General features: G+C 63.1%; 21 protein-coding genes and 1 riboswitch. Of the genes, 18 read left to right on the forward strand and 3 right to left on the reverse strand.

Annotated elements, in window-relative coordinates:
• The first annotated feature begins 47 nt into the window (after nt 1-47).
• The 5 genes from NCR98_RS23370 to NCR98_RS23390 all read left to right on the forward strand — a co-directional run bounded on the left by NCR98_RS23370 (nt 48) and on the right by NCR98_RS23390 (nt 6,893).
• Nucleotides 48-1,469, forward strand: coding sequence for a M20 family metallopeptidase (locus NCR98_RS23370; RefSeq protein WP_250527477.1), 1,422 nt, complete (start codon nt 48-50; stop codon nt 1,467-1,469).
• Nucleotides 1,459-2,751: an MFS transporter gene (locus NCR98_RS23375; RefSeq protein WP_244831836.1), complete on the forward strand. Its 1,293-nt coding sequence runs from the start codon at nt 1,459-1,461 to the stop codon at nt 2,749-2,751. Before NCR98_RS23370 ends, NCR98_RS23375 begins: the two co-directional genes overlap by 11 nt.
• A 23-nt stretch (nt 2,752-2,774) precedes the next feature.
• Nucleotides 2,775-3,830, forward strand: a complete 1,056-nt coding sequence (locus tag NCR98_RS23380) for a serine hydrolase domain-containing protein (RefSeq protein ID WP_250527478.1) — start codon at nt 2,775-2,777, stop codon at nt 3,828-3,830.
• 438 nt (nt 3,831-4,268) lie between these two features.
• A complete protein-coding gene (locus tag NCR98_RS23385; RefSeq protein WP_250468058.1) occupies nt 4,269-4,898 on the forward strand; it encodes an SCO family protein in 630 nt (209 codons plus the stop codon).
• 30 nt (nt 4,899-4,928) lie between these two features.
• Nucleotides 4,929-6,893, forward strand: coding sequence for an RICIN domain-containing protein (locus NCR98_RS23390; protein ID WP_250527479.1), 1,965 nt, complete (start codon nt 4,929-4,931; stop codon nt 6,891-6,893).
• Between the two features lie 510 nt (nt 6,894-7,403).
• On the opposite strand, the gene NCR98_RS23395 is transcribed toward NCR98_RS23390, so the two are convergent.
• Nucleotides 7,404-8,321, reverse strand: a complete 918-nt coding sequence (locus tag NCR98_RS23395; protein ID WP_244831841.1) for a LysR substrate-binding domain-containing protein — start codon at nt 8,319-8,321, stop codon at nt 7,404-7,406.
• Between the two features lie 157 nt (nt 8,322-8,478).
• On the opposite strand from NCR98_RS23395, the gene NCR98_RS23400 reads away from it, so the two are divergent.
• From NCR98_RS23400 to NCR98_RS23445, 10 genes are all read left to right on the forward strand, one after another.
• A complete protein-coding gene (locus NCR98_RS23400) occupies nt 8,479-9,534 on the forward strand; it encodes an ABC transporter substrate-binding protein (protein WP_250527480.1) in 1,056 nt (351 codons plus the stop codon).
• 30 nt (nt 9,535-9,564) lie between these two features.
• Entirely contained in the window at nt 9,565-10,644 is a 1,080-nt protein-coding gene (locus NCR98_RS23405; RefSeq protein ID WP_250527481.1) for an ABC transporter ATP-binding protein, read from the forward strand.
• The gene (locus NCR98_RS23410) at nt 10,631-11,503 is read left to right on the forward strand and encodes an ABC transporter permease (RefSeq protein ID WP_250527482.1); all 873 of its coding nucleotides are present in this window, start codon (nt 10,631-10,633) and stop codon (nt 11,501-11,503) included. The genes NCR98_RS23405 and NCR98_RS23410 overlap by 14 nt, the downstream gene beginning before the upstream one ends.
• A gap of 14 nt (nt 11,504-11,517) precedes the next feature.
• Nucleotides 11,518-12,315, forward strand: a complete 798-nt coding sequence (locus tag NCR98_RS23415) for an ABC transporter permease (protein ID WP_250527483.1) — start codon at nt 11,518-11,520, stop codon at nt 12,313-12,315.
• Entirely contained in the window at nt 12,312-13,454 is a 1,143-nt protein-coding gene (locus tag NCR98_RS23420) for an NAD(P)/FAD-dependent oxidoreductase (RefSeq protein ID WP_244831845.1), read from the forward strand. Before NCR98_RS23415 ends, NCR98_RS23420 begins: the two co-directional genes overlap by 4 nt.
• Before the next feature lie 7 nt (nt 13,455-13,461).
• A complete protein-coding gene (locus NCR98_RS23425) occupies nt 13,462-13,824 on the forward strand; it encodes a (2Fe-2S)-binding protein (RefSeq protein WP_250468063.1) in 363 nt (120 codons plus the stop codon).
• Complete coding sequence (locus NCR98_RS23430) at nt 13,814-15,220, forward strand: FAD-dependent oxidoreductase (RefSeq protein ID WP_250527484.1); 1,407 nt, start codon at nt 13,814-13,816, stop codon at nt 15,218-15,220. Before NCR98_RS23425 ends, NCR98_RS23430 begins: the two co-directional genes overlap by 11 nt.
• Nucleotides 15,213-16,388, forward strand: a complete 1,176-nt coding sequence (locus NCR98_RS23435) for an NAD(P)/FAD-dependent oxidoreductase (RefSeq protein ID WP_250495319.1) — start codon at nt 15,213-15,215, stop codon at nt 16,386-16,388. Before NCR98_RS23430 ends, NCR98_RS23435 begins: the two co-directional genes overlap by 8 nt.
• Before the next feature lie 59 nt (nt 16,389-16,447).
• Complete coding sequence (locus tag NCR98_RS23440; RefSeq protein WP_250468066.1) at nt 16,448-16,801, forward strand: RidA family protein; 354 nt, start codon at nt 16,448-16,450, stop codon at nt 16,799-16,801.
• Between the two features lie 110 nt (nt 16,802-16,911).
• Nucleotides 16,912-17,080, forward strand: a riboswitch (FMN riboswitch).
• 100 nt (nt 17,081-17,180) lie between these two features.
• Nucleotides 17,181-17,684, forward strand: a complete 504-nt coding sequence (locus NCR98_RS23445) for a 6,7-dimethyl-8-ribityllumazine synthase (protein ID WP_250468067.1) — start codon at nt 17,181-17,183, stop codon at nt 17,682-17,684.
• Between the two features lie 233 nt (nt 17,685-17,917).
• On the opposite strand, the gene NCR98_RS23450 is transcribed toward NCR98_RS23445, so the two are convergent.
• Nucleotides 17,918-18,100: a hypothetical protein gene (locus NCR98_RS23450; protein ID WP_250527485.1), complete on the reverse strand. Its 183-nt coding sequence runs from the start codon at nt 18,098-18,100 to the stop codon at nt 17,918-17,920.
• Nucleotides 18,101-18,379: 279 nt separating this feature from the next.
• The gene (locus NCR98_RS23455; protein WP_250511764.1) at nt 18,380-19,090 is read right to left on the reverse strand and encodes a hypothetical protein; all 711 of its coding nucleotides are present in this window, start codon (nt 19,088-19,090) and stop codon (nt 18,380-18,382) included.
• Between NCR98_RS23455 and NCR98_RS33370 the strand changes: the two genes are divergently transcribed.
• From NCR98_RS33370 to tssK, 3 genes are read left to right on the forward strand one after another with little or no spacing between them, the layout of a single operon-like run.
• A complete protein-coding gene (locus NCR98_RS33370; protein WP_284503931.1) occupies nt 19,080-19,214 on the forward strand; it encodes a hypothetical protein in 135 nt (44 codons plus the stop codon). The genes NCR98_RS23455 and NCR98_RS33370 overlap by 11 nt on opposite strands.
• Before the next feature lie 36 nt (nt 19,215-19,250).
• On the forward strand, nt 19,251-20,036 hold the full coding sequence (locus NCR98_RS23460) for a type VI secretion lipoprotein TssJ (RefSeq protein WP_244831854.1): 786 nt from the start codon (nt 19,251-19,253) through the stop codon (nt 20,034-20,036).
• Nucleotides 20,037-20,046: 10 nt separating this feature from the next.
• A complete protein-coding gene (tssK, locus tag NCR98_RS23465; RefSeq protein ID WP_350029520.1) occupies nt 20,047-21,432 on the forward strand; it encodes a type VI secretion system baseplate subunit TssK in 1,386 nt (461 codons plus the stop codon).
• Nucleotide 21,433: the final 1 nt, after the last annotated feature.

The following is a 21,433-nucleotide window of genomic DNA, read 5'->3' on the forward strand; positions in this document are numbered from 1 at the left end:
GAAATATCGGCGGCGGCAGCATGAGTCACGATTAAAGGGAGAACGACGTGACCCGCGATACCGCCATCCAGCTTGCCACTCAGCGTTATGAGTCCGGCGCGTTCCTCGAAGACCTGCAGCGACGCGTCGGTCTGCGCACCGATAGTCAGGAAGCCGACAGCGGCGCGCGCCTCTTCGCTTACCTCGAAGAAGAACTCACGCCCACGCTCGAGGAATGGGGCTTCGAGTGCCGCATCGTCGAGAATCCGGTGGCGGGCGCGGGGCCGTTCCTCATCGCGCATCGCCATGAAGCCGCGGACTTGCCGACGGTGCTCGGCTACGGTCACGGCGATGTCGTACGCGGCTACGACGCGCAATGGTCCGAAGGCCGGTCGCCGTGGCGCGTGACGGTGGAAGGCGAACGCTGGTACGGTCGCGGCACCGCCGACAACAAAGGCCAGCACAGCATCAATCTCGCGGCGCTGAAGGCCGTGCTCGACGCGCGCGAGGGCAAGCTCGGCTTCAATCTGAAGCTGCTGTTCGAGACCGGCGAGGAAGTCGGTTCACCCGGCCTGCATGCGGTGTGTCTCAAGTTGCGCGATGAACTCGCGGCGGACGTGTTGATTGCATCCGACGGACCGCGCCTCGCCGCCAACCGCCCGACGCTCTTTCTCGGATCGCGCGGCGTCATCAATTTCCGTCTCGATGTGAAGCTGCGCGATGGCGCGCATCATTCGGGCAACTGGGGCGGCCTCTTGCGCAATCCGGCCGTGGTGCTGGCAAACGCCATTGCATCCATGGTCGATGAGAACGGCAAGATCGTCATCGAAGGATTGCGGCCGCCGCCGGTGCCGGAATCGGTGCGGCGCGCGCTGGAGGGGATCGTCGTGGGCGGCAATCCGGGCGAACCGGAAGTCGATGCCGACTATGGCGAGCCGGATCTCACGCCCGCCGAGCGCGTGTTCGGCTGGAACAATATCGAAGTGCTGGCGTTTCGCGCGGGCAATCCCGAGAAGCCCGTCAACGCCATTCCGCCGCATGCGTTCGCGCACATGCAGATTCGCTTCGTCGTCGGCACGAACTGGCGCGAGCTTGCCAGGATCGTGCGTGACCATCTCGATGCGCACGGTTTCACCATGGTCGATATCGAAGTGGAACGCGGCATGCCCGCCACGCGCGTCGATCCTGACAACGCGTGGGTGCAGTGGTCGATCCGTTCGCTGACGCAGACGACTGGCAGCGCGCCCGTGCTCTTGCCGAACCTCGGCGGCACGCTCCCCAACGACGTATTCGCCGATGTGCTCGGCATGCCGACCATCTGGGTGCCGCATTCGTATCCCGGATGCTCGCAGCATGCGCCGGACGAACACATGCTCGCGCCGGTGGTGCGCGAAGGCTTGCGCATCATGGCGGGTCTTTACTGGGACCTCGGCGCGCGCGATGGCAACGTAGCGCCTCGATCGAACGGAGAAGCACGCCATGAGCACTGATTCCGTCACGATATCCCCCGCGCGCGACGAGCCGGCGAAGCATCGCAACGTGGCGCGTCTGATCGTCGCCACGTCTATCGGCAATGCGCTCGAGTTTTACGATCTCGTCGTCTATGGCTACTTCGCAGGCGTATTGTCGAAGCTGTTTTTTCCCACGCAGGATCACACCGTCTCGCTGCTGCTCACCCTCGGCACCTTCGCGCTGTCGTATCTCGCGCGGCCCGTCGGTGCGCTCGTGCTCGGCTCGTATAGCGACCGGCATGGCCGCAAGGCATCGCTTACGCTGTCCATCGCGATGATGACCGTCGGCACGGCCATGGTCGCGCTCATGCCTTCGTATGCAAGCATCGGCATTGCGGCGCCCATTCTGATCTTCTTGTCGCGTTTGTTGCAGGGCTTTTCGGCGGGCGGCGAGTTCGGCAGTTCGACGGCATTTCTCGTCGAACATGCGCCCGAGCGCAGCGGCTTCATGTCGAGCTGGCAGTTTTCGAGTCAAGGCGCGAGCACGCTGCTCGCGTCGCTCTTTGGTGCCGTGCTGACGAGCACGCTCACGCCTGCGCAGCTCGAAGGCTGGGGATGGCGCATCCCGTTTCTCTTCGGCGTGTTGATCGGACCGATCGGGCTGTATATTCGCCGACGCATGGACGAAACGCCGGAGTTCGAGCAGGCCGAGAAAGTGGCGTCGCCCGTGCGCGAGTTGCTCAAGACGCAGAAGGAACGCTTGCTCATCTCCATCGGCTCGCTCGTGCTCACGACCACGGCCAACTACATGCTGCTTTATATGCCGACGTACGCGACGCGGCAGTTGGGCTTGTCGCCGTCGTCGGGCTTCATCGCCACGTTGACGGCGGGCTTCATCATGATGGTGCTCGTGCCGGTGGTGGGACACCTGTCGGACAAGTTCGGGCGCATTCGCATCATGCAGGTGACGGGCGTCGTGTTCTTTCTGACCGTTTATCCGGCGTTCATGCTCATGAATGCGCATCCTTCGTTGCCGACCTTGCTCGCCGCGGTGATCTGGGTCGCGTTACTCAAGGCCACCTACTTCGCGCCGATTCCGGCATTAATGGCCGAACTCTTTCCGACCGCCACGCGCACCACGGGCATGGCCTTCGGCTACAACATCGGCACGACCATTTTCGGCGGCTTCACGCCGCTCGCGGTGGCTTCGTTGATCGCGGTCACGGGCAACAACCTTGCGCCGGGACTGTATCTGATGATCGCTGCGGTCGTGAGCCTCTTTACGCTCGTGTGGGCGCGCATGCGGATCAAGTTGCGCTAAAGCCTTTGCCAGGAACTTTGAAAATGAACGAGACATTGAAACGTGCGATTCAGTTTTCCATCGATCATGAATCGAAGTGGGACCGGAACGTCGATGGCAACTGGGGCGTGCATATCAACGATCCCGCGCCGTGGAACAAGCTGCTTGGACCGGTACACGATCGCGGTCCGGTGTCGGGCGCGATTGCGCTCGATGGCCGCGTGATCACCACGTGGGGCGAGCCGGATCGCGCGGACCTTACCTTCAGCATTGCGAAGACGTACCTCGCCTTGCTTGCGGGCGTGGCGCACGACCGCGGCTTGCTGCCCGATGTCGATGAACCCGTGCGCGAGCGCGTGCCCGGTATCGGCTTCGACGACGCGCATAACGCCCCGGTTACGTGGGCGCAATTGCTGCAGCAGACGAGCGAATGGCAAGGCGAGTGCTTCGGGCTTTCGGATCAGGCGGATCATTATCGCTCGGTGACATTTGGCGAGCCGCCCGCGGGCAAGAAAGGCGACTTGCGGCCGTTGCAGACGCCTGGCACCTTCTGGGAATACAACGACGTGCGGATCAACCAGTTATCGCTTGCGTTGATGCATCTGTTTCGTCGGCCGCTGCCCGAAGTGTTTCGTGAAGCGATTGCCGAGCCTTGCGGCATGAGCGATGGCTGGCAATGGGTGGGTTACGACCATGCCTGGACCGAGATCGATGGGCGGCGCATGCAGTCCGTTCCCGGTGGGACGCATTGGGGCGGCGGCATGTCGGTCAGCGCGAACGACCAGTTGAAGATCGCGCGGATGTTGCTGGACGAAGGTCTGGTTTCCGGGCGGCGAGTGCTGTCCCGCGAGTGGATCGAGAAAATGCGCACGCCTTGTGATATCGCGCCGTTTTATGGGTTTCTTGTCTGGCTCAATACGGGGCGGAAGATGTTTCCCTCGGTGCCGGAGGCGAGCTATTTTGGCGTGGGCGCGGGAAGTTCGTTCATGTGGATCGAACCTTCCACGCGGCTGGCGGTTATCGTGAGGTGGCTGGATTCGGCGTTTGCCGGGGAGTTTTTTGGGTTGGTGTTCGATGGCGTCAAGAGGATGACGCGTTGAAAGCTTGAGCTTCTTTCCGGCCGACACGACAAGTTGGCCGTCCTCTCATTTCGGGCTTTCGATAAATCTCCCAAGCGCGTACCTAGCGTGCACTAAAAAGGCCCCTGAATCGCCTCTGCTAAATGCCCCACATCGCAACATCAGCAATTCCGACCGAGTAGAACTTCCCGCAATTTCGACCCTTTATTTAAGCGCTCAAACGCAATGTGTCCGAGTACACATACGCGAGTATTTCCATTCGTGCGATGAACGTTCGACGCTGATTTGACCTGCTAAGCTTTGTTTCAATGGCATGACCAATACGCGAACGCGAAGCGGCTCGATCACGCTTCCCGGCACGTACGTCATTGGCCATTCGAACGGCGGGTCAGAGCCATAGAGCTCGATACGGGGATCATCAAAGTGTGGACAAGGTCAAGTTCGGCAGGTCACGAAACGATGCCCGATCGTGTGCGTTCCGGCATTCGTGCATGCACCCCGTCGCTGACTCGTCGCGCCCTGCTCGGTGAGATTGCGGCGCTCGCTCTCGGCGCAGCGTCCCCCTTCGCCTTCGCTCAACATGATGCGGTGGGACTCGTCACGCCGCCGCTTCGCCTCGACGATATCGTGCTTGTCGATCAGACCGGCAAGACGCGTCGCTTGAACGAAGTGTTGCGTCACGGCGTGACTGCGTTGCAGACGGTCTACACCGGTTGCGGCACGGTATGTCCTTTGCAGGGCGCGCTATTCAGCGCGGTACAGAAACGCATAACGGGCATCCGTACTCGTCATGCGGTGCAGTTGCTATCGATTGGAATCAATCCGCTTTCCGATTCACCTCAGGCATTGCACGCATGGCTCGCCCAGTTCGAGGCGGGTCCTTCGTGGATCGCAGCGACTCCGACGCTTGCGGATGTCGACAAGATGCGCGTGGCGCTGTCGGGCAGCAAGGCATCGGCAAGTGACATCGCAGACCATTCGACGCAGGTCTATTGCTTCGATGCCAATGCGATGTTGCGCTGGAGAAGCGCCGATCTTCCACGCGTGAACGATGTCTGCGATGTGCTCGGCGCGCTTGCACTGACATAGCTATTCGACTTATCCACGGGGAGCAGGACCATGCCACGAATCCTTTCGGCCGGGAGCGTGTTGCTTGACGTTGCCCGCCATGCGCGCGTCGTCTTGCTGCTGGCGTTGGCGCTAACGTTAGCGAGTGTGTCGCACCAAGTCCGCGCGCAGACATCGGCGCCCATCACGCTAAGCGGCACCAGCATGTGCGCCGACGTGAGCGGCGAATCCAAAACACCGAACGCGCCAGTCATTACATGGCCCTGCACCGGCGGCGCGAATCAGCAATGGAAGCCGGTTGCTACAGGCACGCGCTACAACCTCATCAATCTCAATAGCGGTCTATGCATGGACGTGTCGGGTCAAAGTCCCGATCCCGGCGGTCCTATCATTCAATGGACCTGTAGTGGCGGCACGAATCAGGCGTTTTCGTTGATCCCGCAAGGCGGAGGTTACGCGATCGTCGCGGGACACAGCGGCTTGTGCGTGACCGCGTCGAGTACGACCTCACAAGGCGTGCAACTGACGCAGCAGGTGTGTAACGCAAGCGCCACGCAGACATGGAAAGTCAGCGGCTTGCCCGCGCCGCAAGCTGCATTGCCTTCGAAATGGACGGCGCCCATCACGTTGCCGCTCGTGCCGCTCCAAGCCGCGAATCTTCCCGATGGAACCGTGCTGGTCTGGTCGGCCGATAGCGCCCTCAACTTCACCTCTGGCGAAGTCACGCCCGGCAAGACGTACACGGCGATCTTCAATCCATCGACCGGCACGAGCAAACAAATGATCGTGACCAACACCGGGCACGACATGTTCTGTCCGGGTATCGCCAATCTTCCCGATGGCCGCATCTTCGTGACGGGCGGATCGAGCACGAAAAAGACCAGCATCTATTCGCCTACGACCGGCACATGGACGTCGAGCAATCAGATGAACATTTCGCGCGGCTATCAGGGCAGCGTGACCTTGAGCAACGGCAACGTGTTTCTCGTGGGCGGCTCATGGAATGGCGGGCTCGGTGGAAAGACGGGCGAAACGTGGACCTCGGGCTCGGGCTGGCAAGTCAACGGCGCCATTCTCGACGACTACATCCTGACGAACGACGCTGCCGGCGTGTTCCGCGCCGACAACCACGCGTGGCTCTTCGCGGTCGCCAACGGACGCGTGTTTCATGCGGGCCCGAGCCGCGCCATGCACTGGTTCGACACGGCGGGCAACGGCAGCGTCACCGCAGCCGGCAACCGGGGCAGCGACAATGACGCGATGAACGGCAACGCGGTCATGTACGACGTCGGCAAGATACTTGCCGTGGGTGGCGCGCCGAGCTACGACCAATCGACGGCCACCTCCAATGCGACGCTGATCGACATCAGCAGCGGAACGGCGATCACGCGCACCATCACACCGATGAGCTATCAGCGCGCGTTCAACAACAGCGTCGTGTTGCCGAATGGGCAGGTCGTCGTGATCGGCGGTCAGACCTTTGCCGTGCCGTTTTCGGACGACAACGCGATCCTCACGCCCGAGTTGTGGGACCCGACCACGAATGCGTTTTCGCGGCTCGCGCCACAGGCTGTACCGCGCACTTATCACAGCATGGCGCTGCTGCTGAACGATGGACGCGTGCTCAGCGGCGGCGGCGGATTGTGCGGCTCGTGCGCCACGAATCACACGAATGTCGAGATATTGACGCCGCCTTATCTTCTCAACGCGGACGGGTCCGCCGCAACCAGACCGACCATGAGTTCCGCGCCGACCGATGCGTTGCTCGGCACGACCATCGTCGTATCGGCGACCAAGGGCATGACAGCATTTGCGCTGATGCGCTCATCGTCGGCCACGCATTCGGTGAACAACGAACAGCGACGCGTGCCGCTGACGTTCACGGTGGGCACCGCTGGCGAGTACAAGTTGAAGATTCCGTCCGACCCGGGCATCGTCGTGCCCGGCTATTACATGCTTTTCGCGCTGAACGCGAAGGGCGTGCCGAGCCTCTCGCGTACCATGCGCGTGCATTGATGGCGCATCGCTTGGTCGGCCTCGCGCTCGTTGCGATGGTAACGGTTGCCCATGCCGCATGTGAACCGCGCGACCTGGGCTGCGCGATTTTCGACGGAGAGCATCCGCTGTCGGCGCATTTGCGTGATGACGATCGCACGTTGCCTGCGTGGACGACTCGTTGCGTCAATTGCCATGTGGGCACATCGAAAGCGGCGGCCTTTGCGCCGCCGCTGACTCACGAGTCCTTGCTTGGCGAAACGCGTCGTCGCGGAGGGCCGATGAGCCATTACGATCCCATCGCTTTTTGCCGCGCGATCAAGGATGGCGTCGATCCAGCGGACATCGTGCTTCGTCGGGCGATGCCGCGTTACAAGATCGCTGACGCACAGTGCGCCGCGCTCTGGCAATTCGTTATGAGCCGATGAGCGCGCGCATTCGTCGATGCGTCTCGAACGACGCAGCCGCTTCGCGCGGTCACGAGCACGGTACGGCGGCATGAGTGAATCGGTTGATCGTTGCTTGAAAGACTCAAGCCACCTTCGCCCCCTTCACCACCTCCTCCAGCAACTCCGCATGCAGCCCCTTCAGCACCTTCACGAACTCCGATGCCAATCTCTCCCTCGGCCGATGCGGCGGAAACAGCAAATAAGTCGGAAACAACGTAGCCGGCAAAAATGGCTTGATGACAATTCCAGGACCCGCGAAATCCCGCGCGACGATCGGATGCGCGAGCGTCACGCCCATCCCATGACGCACCATCTCGCAGCACATTGCCGTGTACTGCGCCTCGATGGCAAGCACGCGCTCCACGCCCGCACGCTGAAACACCTCGTCCATCAGCGTGCGCGTGCCGTCGCCGTGACACAGCGAGATGAACGACTCGCCTTCGAGATCCTGCGGCTTGATGCTGCGTTTCGACGCCAGCCGATGCCCCTCCGGCATAACACACACCGCCGCCACGTTCGACAACTGCTCGACCTCGCAATCCGACGCCTCGCTCACATACACGGCCACGCCGAGATCGCAGAACTGCGACGCCGTCCAGTGATTGACCGTACCCGATGTGTTCACGTGCAACGACACGGTCACCGTCGGAAATAACTCGACGAAGCGCTTGATCGCATGCGGCACGAGAGTCATGCCCGCCGATGGCATCGCCGCTATGCGCAAACGTCCGCTGCCGAGATTGCGTATCTGCGCCGCCGCGTTCGCCAGTCCCTGCAAGCCGACGAACGCACGTTCGACCTCGCGGAAGAACGCGGTGCCCTCGCTCGTGGGTATCAACCGCACGCCGCTGCGCTGAAAAAGCTGCAAGCCGGTTTCGCGTTCGAGCTGCGAAATCAGCCGGCTCACGTTCGGCTGCGAGGTAAAGAGCGCCTTGGCCGCCGCGGTCATCGACCCCGAGACCATGACCGCCCGAAACGCCTCGATGTGCTTCAGATTCATGCGTGATCTCCCTCTCCGGGTGAACCCCGATCCATATCATCCATGCATAGGTAGGTATTTTATTCGTATTGGACGATATGGTCCGGCGGCGCGAAACTGCATTTCAACGACGGGTCATGAAGCCCGCCCCCACACCCCGGATCTGGAGATCGTCGTCATGAAAAGAGCGTTGCATCGCCGTCTGTCCGTCCCTGCTTGTACCGCCTTCGCGGCTCTTTCTTTCGCCGCTCCGCTTCTCGCTCACGCCGAAACCACGCTCTATGTCGCCAATGTGGGTGGCTCGAACGAGCAGTTGTATCGCCAGAAAATCATCCCGCCGTTCGAAAAGGCGCATGAGGTCAAGATCGTCTACGTCGCGGGCAATTCCAGCGATACCCTCGCCAAGTTGCAAGCGCAAAAAGGCCATCAGCAGATCAACGTCGCCGTGATGGACGACGGCCCGATGTATCAGGCGATGCAGCTCAATCTCTGCGCCAAGCTCGACGAAGCGCCCGTGATGAAGGACGTCTATCCGCTCGCGCGTCTCGGCGCGACGTCGATCGGCGTCGGCATGGTGGCGACAGGCATCGGCTACAACGAGGAAGCGTTCAAGAAGGCCGGTCTGCCGCCGCCCGATTCGTGGAAGGTGCTCACCGACAAGCGCATCAAGGGCAAGCTCGGCGTGCCGCCGATCACCAACACGTATGGTCTGCATACGCTCGTCATGCTCGCGCGTCTGAACGGCGGCGGCGAGAAGAATATCGAGCCGGGCTTCGCGGCGATGACCAAGGATGTCGCGCCGAACGTGCTGTCCTGGGCGCCCACGCCCGGCGAAATGGACGGTCAGATGCAATCCGGCGACGTGGTGCTTGCGCCCTACGGCAGCGGTCGCGCGGTTGCGCTGCAGAACACGGGCTTTCCGCTCAAGTTCGTCTACCCGAAGGAAGGCGCGGTCGCGTTGCAGGTGGCGGCATGTGCCATCGCCGAGAACGCACAGCCGCAGTTGTCGCAGCAGTTCGTCCAGTATCTTCTGAGCCCGGAAGTGCAGGCGTTGCAGGCGCAAGGCATCGGTCTCGGTCCGGTCAACAAGACGGTCAAGCTGACGCCGGAAATCGCCGCGCGCGTGCCTTACGGTCCCGACCAGATCGCGAAACTGACCGCGATGGACTGGACCACGATCAACCAGCATCGCACCGAGTGGACGGAGCGCTGGAACCGTTCGGTCGAGCGTTGAACCCCACACCGGCATGAAGGAGCGAGGCGCATGGCCTTCCTGACTCTGCAAGGTATCTCGAAACGCTACGGCGATTTCACGGCGATCGAACAACTCGATCTCGATGTCGAACGCGGCGAACTTCTCGCGCTGCTCGGACCTTCGGGTTGCGGCAAGACGACCACGCTGCAAATGGTGGCGGGGTTCGTCACGCCGACCACGGGCCGCATTCTGCTCGATGGCCGCGACATCACGCACGAACGTCCGGAGAAACGCGGCATCAGCGTGGTGTTTCAAAGCTATGCGCTCTTTCCGCACATGACGGTGGCGGGCAACGTCGGCTTCGGTCTGGAAATGCGCAAGGTCAAGCGCCGCGAACGCGAAGAGCGCGTGGAAGAAGCACTCGTGCTCGTGCGTCTAAAGGGACTCGGGCATCGCTATCCGAAGGAGTTGTCGGGCGGCCAGCGGCAGCGCGTGGCCATTGCACGCGCCATCGCCATGCAGCCCGAACTGCTCTTGCTCGACGAACCGATGTCCAATCTCGACGCCAAGTTGCGCGAGGAAATGCATATCGAATTGCGGGCGATTCAAAAGCGCCTCGGCATCACGACGATCCTCGTCACGCACGATCAGGTCGAAGCCATGACCATGAGCGATCGCATTGCGGTGATGCATCGCGGAACCATCGCTCAATTGAGCACGCCATACGACGCTTACGAGCGTCCCGCCACGCCGTTCGCATCGACCTTTCTCGGGCGCACCAATACGTTTTCCGGCGAAGTCCTGCGGCGCAATCCGCGTTGCGCCGAAGTCGATGTACTCGGCACCACGCTGCACGTGCCGCACGAAGGCCGTCACGTGAACGGCGCGGTCAACGTTTATATCCGCCCGGAAAAGGTGCATATCGCCAATGGCGCAGCGCGCGTGCGCGGACGTATTGCAACGCGCGTGTTCGTCGGCAATCAATGGCTGCTGGAAGTGGAAACGGAACTCGGCAAGCTGCGTGTCGCGCAGCCGAATCACGGTGCGCCGCCGCCCGAGGAAGGTCACGAAGTCGGCCTCGCCTGGACCGACGACGATCTGCGCGTGCTCACGCAAGATGCTCCGGAGGGTGCTCATGGCCACGCTTGACGACGACCGTCCCGGCGCCGCGCCGTGGCTCCTGTCCGGCCCCGCGCTGCTGCTTTTTGTCGGCTTGCTGCTGGCGCCGCTCGCGCTCACGCTCGTGCTGTCGTTTCGCGTCTTCAGCGACACGGCCGGCGTCACCGCCGCCTACACGCTCACGAACTATTGGGAAGTAGTGAGCGACCCGTACTACCACACCATCTTTTTGCGCACTGCCGGCCTCGCCTTCGCGGTCACGCTGCTCTCCATCGTGCTTGGCGTGCCGGAGACCATCGTGCTCGCGCGCATGAAGAAGCCGTGGCAGTCGCTGTGTCTTCTCGTCGTGCTCGGCCCGCTCCTGATCTCGGTCGTGGTGCGCACGCTTGGCTGGCAGATTCTGCTCGGCAACAACGGCGTGCTCAACAACGTGCTGCAAGCGCTGAAAATCACCGATGAACCCATCCGCCTCGTCTTCACGATGACCGGCATGATCATCGCGCTCACGCACGTTCTGGTGCCCTTCATGGTGATGTCCGTGTGGGCCACCATGCAAAAGCTCGACCCGCAAGTGGAATGGGCCGGACGCTCGCTCGGCGGCTCGTCGTTCGCGGTGTTCCGCCGCGTGGTGCTGCCGCAGATCATGCCGGGCGTGCTGTCGGGATCGATCATCGTGTTCGCGCTGTCGGCATCCGCGTTCGCCACGCCCGCGCTGATCGGCGGACGGCGTCTGAAGGTCGTCGCCACCGCTGCCTACGACGAGTTTCTCGGCACGCTCAACTGGCCGCTCGGCGCGAGTATCGCCGTGTTGTTGCTGATCGCGAACGTGGCAATCGTCATGGGTTGCAGCCGCCTCGCCGAACGCCGGTTCCGGTATATCTTCGACTAACGCGGACGACGATCATGAAACAGAACGGCATTCTCGGGCTCGTCTACAACGCGTTTTTCCTGACCTTCATCATGGCGCCGCTCGTGGTCGTGATGCTCGTCGCCTTCACCGACAAAGGCTTCATCTCGATGCCTTTCGATGGCGCGTCGCTGCGCTGGTTCCGCGCGATCGTCGAGAACGGCGACATCGTTTCGGCGTTCTGGCTGTCGATCCGCCTCGCGTTCGCGGCGGCGACCATCGGCGTGCTGCTCGCGGTGCCCGCGGCGCTGGCCATCGCGCGTTATCGCTTTCCCGGCCGCGCCGCGCTCACGAGCTTTTTCCTCTCGCCGATGATGATCCCCGCCGTCGTGCTCGGCATCGCGTTCCTGCGCTTCCTGTCGCTGCTGCATCTGTCGGGATCGTTCTGGTCGCTGGTATGCGCGCACGTCATCATCGTCTTGCCGTATGCATTGCGGCTTTCGCTTTCGTCCGCCGTCGGCCTGGATCGCGATGCCGAACGCGCCGCGCTTTCATGTGGCGCGAGCCGCTTCACCGCATTTCGCCGCGTGGTCCTGCCGATGATCCGCACCGGCGTGGCAGGCGGCTGGGTGCTCTCGTTCATCCAGAGTTTCGACGAACTCACGATGACCATTTTCGTCGCGACGCCCGGCACGACCACGCTGCCCGTCGCCATGTACAACCAGATCGCGCAGACGATCGATCCGCTGGTCGCCTCGGTCTCGGCGGTGCTGATCGTCGGCACGGTGTTGCTGATGATCCTGCTCGACCGCATGGTCGGACTGGACCGCATTCTGATCGGAGAAGCGCGATGACACTTTCAACCTCCGCCAGCCCCGACGTGCTCGTGCTCGGCGGCGGCCTGGTCGGTTCCGCCGTGGCTTACGGTCTTGCCCGCGAAGGCGCGCGCGTGACCGTGCTCGACGAAGACGACGGCGGCTTTCGCGCCTCGCGCGGCAACTTCGGCCTCGTATGGATTCAAGGCAAGGGCTATGGCCTCTCGCCTTACGCACGCTGGTCGCGCAGTTCGGCCACGCGCTGGCCCGGACTCGCCGAGAGCCTCTTGAACGAAACGGGCATCGACGTGGCCTTGCGCCAGCCGGGCGGCTTCCACTTTTGCTTCAACGACGACGAACTCGCCGACCGCGAGAAGCGTCTCTCGACGCTCAAGGCCGAGATCGGCGACTACCCGTATCAGATGCTCGATGCCGCCGAGATTCGCGAGCGCATTCCGCAGATCGGCCCGCAAGTGATCGGCGCGAGCTACACGCCGATGGACGGCCATGTGAACCCGCTCAAGCTCTTGCGCGCGCTTCATTCGGCGATGCAGGCGCGCGGCGTGAAGCTCGTCTCGGGCGAACGCGCGGAACGCATCGAACCGGACGCGAACGGCCAAGGCTTCGTCGTGCATGGCAAGCGCGGAACGTATCGCGCGGGGCGTGTCGTGCTTGCGGCTGGCCTCGGAAACCGCATGCTCGCGCCGTTCGTCGGATTGAACGCGCCGGTCGCGCCGAATCGCGGGCAGGTGCTGGTGAGCGAACGCGTCGCGCCGTTTCTCGACTATCCGACGCTCAACGTGCGCCAGACCGACGAAGGCAGCGTGCAATTCGGCGATTCGATGGAAGAAGTCGGCTTCAACGATTTCACGACCACGCATGTGCTCGCCGATATCGCGCGGCGCGGCGTGCGCGCGTTCCCGATGTTGCAGCACGTGCGGCTTGTGCGGATGTGGGCCGCGCTGCGCGTCTACAGCGCGGACGGCTTTCCGATCTACGACCGGTCGGAAGCGCATCCCGGCGCGTTCGTCGTCACTTGCCATAGCGGCGTGACGCTCGCCGCCGCACATGCCATGCGCGTGGCGCCGTGGATCACCGGTGCACCCGTGCCCGAGGAATTGCCGACCTTCTCCGCACGCCGCTTCGAGAACGCTCAAGAACCGATTCCCGCACACTGAATTCGACATGACTTCCCAATCGACTCACACGCTGTTCAAGCCGCTGCCGGGGGAATCCGCCGCGGCCATCGAGATCTTCTTCAACGACCAGCCTTTGTCCGTGCCGGGCGGCCGTTCCGTCGCGGCCGCGCTGCTCGCGGCGGGCGTCTCGCGCTTTCGTGCGACGCCGGTGTCGGGTGCGCCGCGCGCGCCGTATTGCATGATGGGCGCGTGCTTCGAATGCCTCGTCGAAATCGACGGCATTCCGAGCCGTCAGAGTTGCATGGTCGAAGTGCAGGCGGGCATGCGTATCTGCTCGCAGGAAGGCGCGCGCGATCTGCCGCCCATGACACTCGCCGATACCCCGCTGGAGAACGCGCATGGCCGCTGATTTCGCCTCCGAAGCCGTCGATGTGGTCGTGATCGGCGCTGGTCCGGCCGGCATGAGCGCGGCCACGCGCGCCGCCCGCGCGGGCCTCAAAACCGTCTTGATCGATGAACAGGACGCCGTGGGCGGCCAGATTTATCGTGGCATCGCTCACGCCGATGCGCGTCGCAAGGAGATACTTGGCCCCGACTACGCGGCGGGCGCGGAGATCGCCCGCGCGTTCGCGGCATCGGGCGCGCGTCACGTGACCAATGCGAGCGTCTGGCAAGTCACGCGCGAGCGCGGCATCAACTATCTGAAGGACGGCAAGATCGGCAGCTTCGACGCGCAACGCGTGATTCTCGCAAGCGGCGCGCTGGAGCGGCCCTTTCCGATTCCTGGCTGGACGCTGCCCGGCGTGCTGACGGCGGGTGCCGCGCAGATTCTCCTGAAGAGCGCGGGCGAAGTGCCTGCCGCGCCACCGGTTCTCGCGGGCTGCGGGCCGTTGCTGTATCTGCTTGGCTGGCAATATGTGCGCGCCGGTGTGCCGATTCGCGCGCTCGTCGACACCACGCGTCACGAAGACCGCTGGCGCGCGAAGCGTCACATGCTGTCCGCATTGCGCGCGTGGCCGTTCCTGAGCAAGGGCCTGCAACTGATCCGCACCTTGCGCGACGCCGGCGTGCCGATCTTCGAAGCGGCCGACGATCTGCGCGTGGAAGGGCGCATCGGCGCGGATAACGTCGAGCATGCGGCCGCGCTTCACTTCACGACGCAAGGCGCGGCGCACCGCCTTGAAGCGGACGTGATCCTGCTGCATCAGGGCGTCGTGCCGAATACGCAGTTCACGCAGGCTTTGCGGGCGTCGCATCGCTGGGACGACGCGCAGCTTTGCTTCACGCCCAAAGTCGATGCGTGGGGCGAGCTGGATGTGCCCGGCATCTTCGTCGCGGGCGACGGCGCGGGTATCGGCGGCGCGCAGGCGGCGGCCTTGCAGGGCTCGCTCGCGGGCCTCGCGGTCGCGGCGCAACTCGGCGCGCTGAACGCCGCCACGCGCGACGCCGAAGCGGCCGGGCAGCGCCACGCGCTGGCGGGCGTGCTGCGCATCCGGCCATTTCTCGACAGCCTTTATCGTCCGCGCGATATCAACCGCATTCCGCGCAACGAGACTATCGTGTGCCGCTGCGAGGAAGTCACGGCGGGCGAATTGCGCAAATTCGTCGAGATGGGTTGCGTCGGACCGAATCAGGCGAAGTCGTTCGGACGTTGCGGCATGGGTCCGTGTCAGGGCCGCATGTGCGGTCTCACGGTGACCGAAGTCATCGCGGATGCGCGGCGTGTCTCGCCCGCCGAAGTCGGCTACTACCGCATTCGTCCTCCGATCAAGCCGCTCACGCTCGGAGAACTCGCCGGTGAATGACGCAACCGACGTTCAGGAAGCCGATGTGCTCGTGGTTGGCGGCGGACTGCACGGCACGAGCAGCGCGTTCCACATGACGCGGCGCGGCGCGAAGGTGATCGTGCTCGAAGCCGATTACGTTGCGCGTCATTCGTCCGGCGTGAATGCGGGCGGCGTACGCACGCTCGGACGCGCGCTGCCCGAGATTCCGCTCGCGCTGATGTCGCGTGAAATCTGGCACGGCATGCGCGATCTGATTGGCGAGGATGGCGGCTTCGTGCCATCGGGCCAGCTCAAGATAGCCGAGACGGACGATGAACTCGAAGCATGCCGCGAGCGCGTCGCCCTGCTCGAATCGCATGGCTTCACGCACGAGAAAGTGATCGACCGAGAGGCCGTGCTCGAACTCGAACCCGCTCTGGCTCGGCATGTCACGGGCGGCATCTGGGTCGAGCGCGATGGCTTCGCGCTGCCGTATCGCACGACCACGGCCTTCCGGCTCGCCGCGCAAAAACTCGGCGCGCGCTTTCTGGAAGGCACGCCGGTGCGTCGTATCGAGCAACGCGGCGCGCGCTGGTTCGCCTACACGCCGCACGGCACGTTCAGCGCGGAAAAGCTGCTCGTCACGGCGGGCGCGTGGTCCGGCGAACTCGCGAAACAGGTGGGCGAGCCGGTGCCGGTGCATCCCGAAGGTCTGATGCTGATGGTCACGCATCGCGTCGCGCCCTTCTGTCGCGCGACACTCGGCGCAACGGGACGGCCGCTGTCCTTCAAGCAGTTCGATAACGGCACGGTGGTGATCGGCGGCAAGCTGATCGGCATTGCGGACCTGCTTGCGCGTCATGGCGAAGTGGATTTCGTGCGCCTCGTGCGCAGCGCTAAAACCGTCACCGATCTGTTCCCGCATCTGCGCCATCTGGGCGTCAATCGCGCGTGGGCCGGTGTCGAGGCATTCACCGAGGATGAGCTTCCAGTGATCTCGGCAAGCCGCAAGGCATCGAATCTCTATTACTCGTTTGGCTATTGCGGCAGCGGTTTTCAGCTCGGGCCGGGCTGCGGCAAGCTCGTCTCCGAACTCATGCTCGATGGCGCGCCGTCCATTTCACTCGATGCATTCGCCATCGATCGCTTCGGGCGCGCGGCCGCTTCTTCTTCGGATGCGAATACCGCGCGTCTCGTCGCGCATTGAATGCCGCGCGTTTTCGCGCGGCGACTTCGTTTCAATCTCAACGTTCAAGGAAAAACATCATGGGCGATATCGTTCGCATCGACACCAATCAGCGGATGAGCCGCGTCGTCAAGGCAGCGGGTCTCGTGTTTATCGGCGGCCAGACTTCCGCCGATCATTCGCCGGATATCAAACTGCAAACCGCCAAGGTGCTCGAAAAGATCGACGGCTTTCTGGAGAAAGCGGGCATCGACAAGACGCGTCTCGTGTCGGCACAAGTGTGGCTTGCGGATATCTCCCGCGATTTCAGCGGCATGAACGAAGTGTGGGATGCGTGGGTGCCGCAAGGGCATGCGCCGACCCGCGCGACGGTGCAAGCGCAATTGGCAACGCCCGAGTTGCTGGTGGAGATCGCGGTGGTGGCGTTGGCGTGAACGGGCTGCTGCCGCTTATCGCTTTTCGTGATTTGAATGTGCGAAACGCACCGCACAAAAAGCCACGTTTCATGGTAACTTCCAGCCTGTTCATCGCACGGTTGCGATGAGCGAGTTCTCGGGGCGGGGTGAGATTCCCCACCGGCGGTAATCGTTTCCCGATGTTTTCACGAAAGGGACGTAGCCCGCGAGCGCTCTCCGGCTTTCACGGTCGGAGAGGTCAGCAGACCCGGTTTGATTCCGGGGCCGACGGTATAGTCCGGATGAAAGAGAACAGGACAGTCAGTGTGCTTCGTCACGCTTCGTTCGCGCTTATTTTGTCGCGTGCGAAGGCCATTGGCCGTCCTTCGCCCTGTTCACACCAAACAGGCTGATGTCCATGAACTTTTCCAATTCGAACGAAACCCAAGCAGTATCGGCCGCAGGCTCCACTCGTGCGCGCGTCGCTTTCGTGCAGGCTTGCTGGCATCGCGATATCGTCGATCAATGCAAGACCTCGTTCATCGAAGCCATGCAGAAGCGCGGTTACACAGCGGACGATATCGATCTCTACGAAGTCGCTGGCGCATTCGAGATTCCGCTGCACGCCAAACGTCTTGCACTAAGCGGCCAATACGCGGGCATTGTCGCGGCGGGACTGGTGGTCGATGGCGGGATATATCGGCACGAGTTCGTCGCGACGGCTGTCATCAACGGCTTGATGCAGGTGCAACTCGAAACCGGCACGCCGGTGTTTTCGGCCGTGCTTACGCCGCATCATTTTCATCATGGCGAAGAGCATATCGGCTTCTTCAAGGAGCACTTTCTCGTGAAGGGTGCGGAAGCGGCGCATGCTTGCGCGGATACGATCGCCAAGTTGAGTGCGTTGCCGGTGGCGGGTTGAGCATTTGAAGCAGATGAGCGGGCCTTTCGACGAAGGCCCGCTTCAATCGCAAAGCGACGTGCTTTGATCGCCGACCGCGAACAGCCGTCGATCCCACACCACGGATATCGGTTCCGAAACCACGATCCGCGCGGCATCGGGATGAGCGGATTTCACTACGGCGTTGAGCTCAGCGCACGCAATCACGGCCGGAACCCGCAACACGGCGGACTTTGCGTTACGCCGCGATCCATTCAACTTGCGGAATCCCCCGACTTCACCGCGCGCATGGAATCCAGCGCCTGCAACACCTCTCCATCCGACGACACCACGCAGAACCCCGCCGACGGTAAATCGTCATTGCCGACCGTCGCGAAGCCCGCTATTAGCAACGCCGCCAGCACCACACCCGCCACCCATCCCAGACGCTTTTTCATGATGTTCCCCGCTCATGCTTCTCGAATGACTCCATGAAGCGCACTTTGCGCCAGCAGAGTTACACGAGCGTTAGCAAAAGGAAGCACGGGGGTTTCATCTGAAACATAGCTCCGTTACACGCCCATCAAGGCTGCAACGCCGCAAAGTCACGCCGATTTCCGCCAAAAATCAAGCGAAACGCGTGTTACACTCGGTTCGCTTTTTTAAGACAATTCCTCTTGCCCGATCCGCCAAATCGTCTTTAGGGAGTACTGGCATCCGGTCACGGAATCAGGGAATCAAGGAATCGGCAAGTTGCGCACGACCGGCTGGCCATCGGGATACACCGCGAGCGTGTTGCCCGGGTCGTATGGCAGATCGGCGGACATCGGCTTGCCGTCGAGCATGAAATCAACCTTGTAGAGATCGCCGCCGCGAAAGCGGGCGTGCTGGACATCGCCGCATTGGTCGTTCGTCACGAAGTGCTCCACCGGCACGTCGACGGGCGAATCGGGCGTGGCCGGCTTCGGCGGGGGAATCAGGAAATGCCAGAGCGCCATGCCGATCAGGCCGCCCGCCACGCCGCCGGCGACCGTCACCGATATCTTGTGCGTCAGCGCGTGCCCAAGCACGCCGCCGCCCGTACCCAGCAGGATGCCGAACGGTCCGACCACCCAGCCCACGGCGCCGCCCGCGAGCGCGGCCGGCAAAATCCAAATGCGCTCCGCCAGAAAATGCGCCGCGAGCCACGCCGCGCCCGCCGCCCCGAGCGGAGCGCCAGTCAGACCTTCGATATGCCGCACGAACCACGGGCGCGCATTCGCCTGCGCCACCTCGAACTCGCGCACGGTGGTGAGCGTCGGGCGGCACTCGTGCTGACTGGCGAGCGTGGTCGTGGTGAGCGTGCTGACGGAAACGACCGGCACGGTGACGGGCAGGCCCGTGTGCGCAACTTCGGTCGATTGCACCTCAGGTTGAGCGGTGTCGCTGCCGTTAACCGTGTTAGCCATATCGGCGGCCCTGCATCCGGGCGCGGTGGCCGAAAGCATCGCGAAAGTCATCAAGCATGCGCTCGCGACGGCAAGACGGCGCAAGCCCGGCTTCGGCGGCAAGGATCGCTTGGCCAGACCATGACTACGACTACGATTACGACGGGAAAGATCGAGGGACATGAGTAGACCGACTCTCAGGCAAGCCGAATTTGCCGCAAGCGTAGCAGAGCAGACGATTCGCGTCGCCCCCACGTTGCGACGCGCGGCGCAACGCGTACTCACCGTCTGCGCGCTCGCCTTCGGCTTGGTACTCGCGGGCTGCTCCATGTTCAGCGGCACGAGCGCGAAGCAGGCCGTCGCGGCCGTCGACTGGAGCGCGGCGGGCGACGCCATCCTCGTGCAGCTCGACGCCGACGATCTACTCAACGAATACAACAACGAGCCGCATACGCTCCTGCTCGGCGTGGTGCAGACCGCCGACGCCGATTCGTTTCGCAAACTGTCGGCCGATGCCGGCACGCTCGCCTCGACGCTCGGCGAAGCGGCGCCGAATCCCGCGATCCTTCAGCTCACGCGCTACGTCGTGCAGCCGGGCGGTCACACGATCCTCTCGATCGATCGCGCCGCGAAAGCGAAGATGGTCGGGCTGATCGCGGGCTTCTACACGATGGACCCGGCGTCCAGCGCGCGTCTCTTCGAGATTCCGCTCGCCATATCGAATCAGGCGTTCGTCGGCCACGATTATGCGGCGCAACCGCAAACGCTTGCGTTGCGCCTGTCGCTCGGACGTGATGCGATCAGCGACGCCGCGCGTCTGAATCCGGAACCGCCGCAGATCGTCGCCGCGCAAAAACGCGCACAGGCGAAGCAGCAGATCGTGCCGCTCGACGGCGGCGGCAAGGAAGTGCCGCTCACGCCATCGAACGGCGCAGCCGATACCGCCACCATCAAACTCCCCAACTGACGAGCCCGACGTGGAAGACAAGCAAGCCGTCTACTGGCATCAGGGAATGTTTCTGCAGCCGCAGCATTTTCAGCTCGCGGATCAGCACAGCCGTTTCACGCAGACGCCGCTTTACGAAGCCGGCGTGCCGCATTTCTGGGGCGTCGGCGCGCTCGAACTGTCGAGAAGCGCCATCGCGAATCGCACCATCGACGTGCAGCGCGCGCGTCTTCTGTTCCGCGATCATCACTATGCCGAGTATCCCGAGAACGCGGTGATCGCGCCGCGCACCTTCGAGGCAAGCTGGGTGCAGGGCGACCGTCCGCTCAACGTCTATCTCGGCGTGCGCCGCGCGAGCGAGCAGGAAAAGAACGTCACCGAAGTCAGCACGCTCGCCGACGCCGCGAACGTCGCCACACGCTTCGCCACGGTGATGTCCGTTCCCGAGACGCCCGACCTCTATTCCGAAGGCCCCGACGCGCCGCTGCAAACGCTGCGCTATGTGCTGAAGGTGTTCTTCGAATCGGAGCTGGATCATCTGGATCAGTACGAGCTGATTCCCATCGCGCGGCTGGTGCGCGATGGCGACACCGTCGTGCTCGCCGACCGCTTCATCCCGCCGAGTTACGCGCTCGCCGGTTCCGATGCGCTGCGCACGATGCTGCGCGAGATTCGCGACGAGCTTGCAGGACGCGCCCGCCAGTTGCAGGAGTACAAGAATCCGCGCGAGATGCAGAAGGCCGAGTTCGACGCGTCGTACATGCTGTTCCTGCTTGCGTTGCGATCGCTCAATCGCTTTTCGCCGAGCCTGTTCCATCTGATCGAGAGCGAACAGGTGCATCCGTGGCTCGCATATGGCGTGTTGCGGCAACTCGTCGGCGAACTGAGCTCGTTCTCGGAGCGCTTCACCATGCTCGGCGAGATGGACGGCGGCGCCGGTCTGCCCGCTTACGATCACCTCGACCTCGACGGCTGCTTCGGGCGCGCGCGCGTGACCATCGGGCATCTGCTCAACGAGATCACGGTCGGGCCGGAGTTTCTGGTCGTGCTGGAGCCACGCGACGGCGTCTATCACGGACAAGTGCCGCGCAGCGTGTTCGGCAACCGCAACCGCTTTTATCTCGTCGTGCGGACGCAGGAAGATCCGCAATGGGTGGTGGATGGCATCGTCAACGGCGCGCGTTTGTCCGCGCTCGGCGAGATTCCGACGCTCGTGCGCCACGCCCTGCCCGGCCTCGAACTGATTCATATGCCGCACGCGCCGCAGGGTTTGCCGCGTCGCGCGCATTCGTTCTACTTCCGTATCGAACAGGTGAGCGAGCAGTGGGAACTCGTCGAGCGCGAAGGCGATATCGCTCTTCACTGGCTCGACGCCCCCGCCGATCTGCGCGCCGAGATCGTGATCCTGCGGAGATGAC

The organism is Caballeronia sp. GAWG2-1, from assembly GCF_023631405.1.
Lineage (GTDB): Bacteria > Pseudomonadota > Gammaproteobacteria > Burkholderiales > Burkholderiaceae > Caballeronia.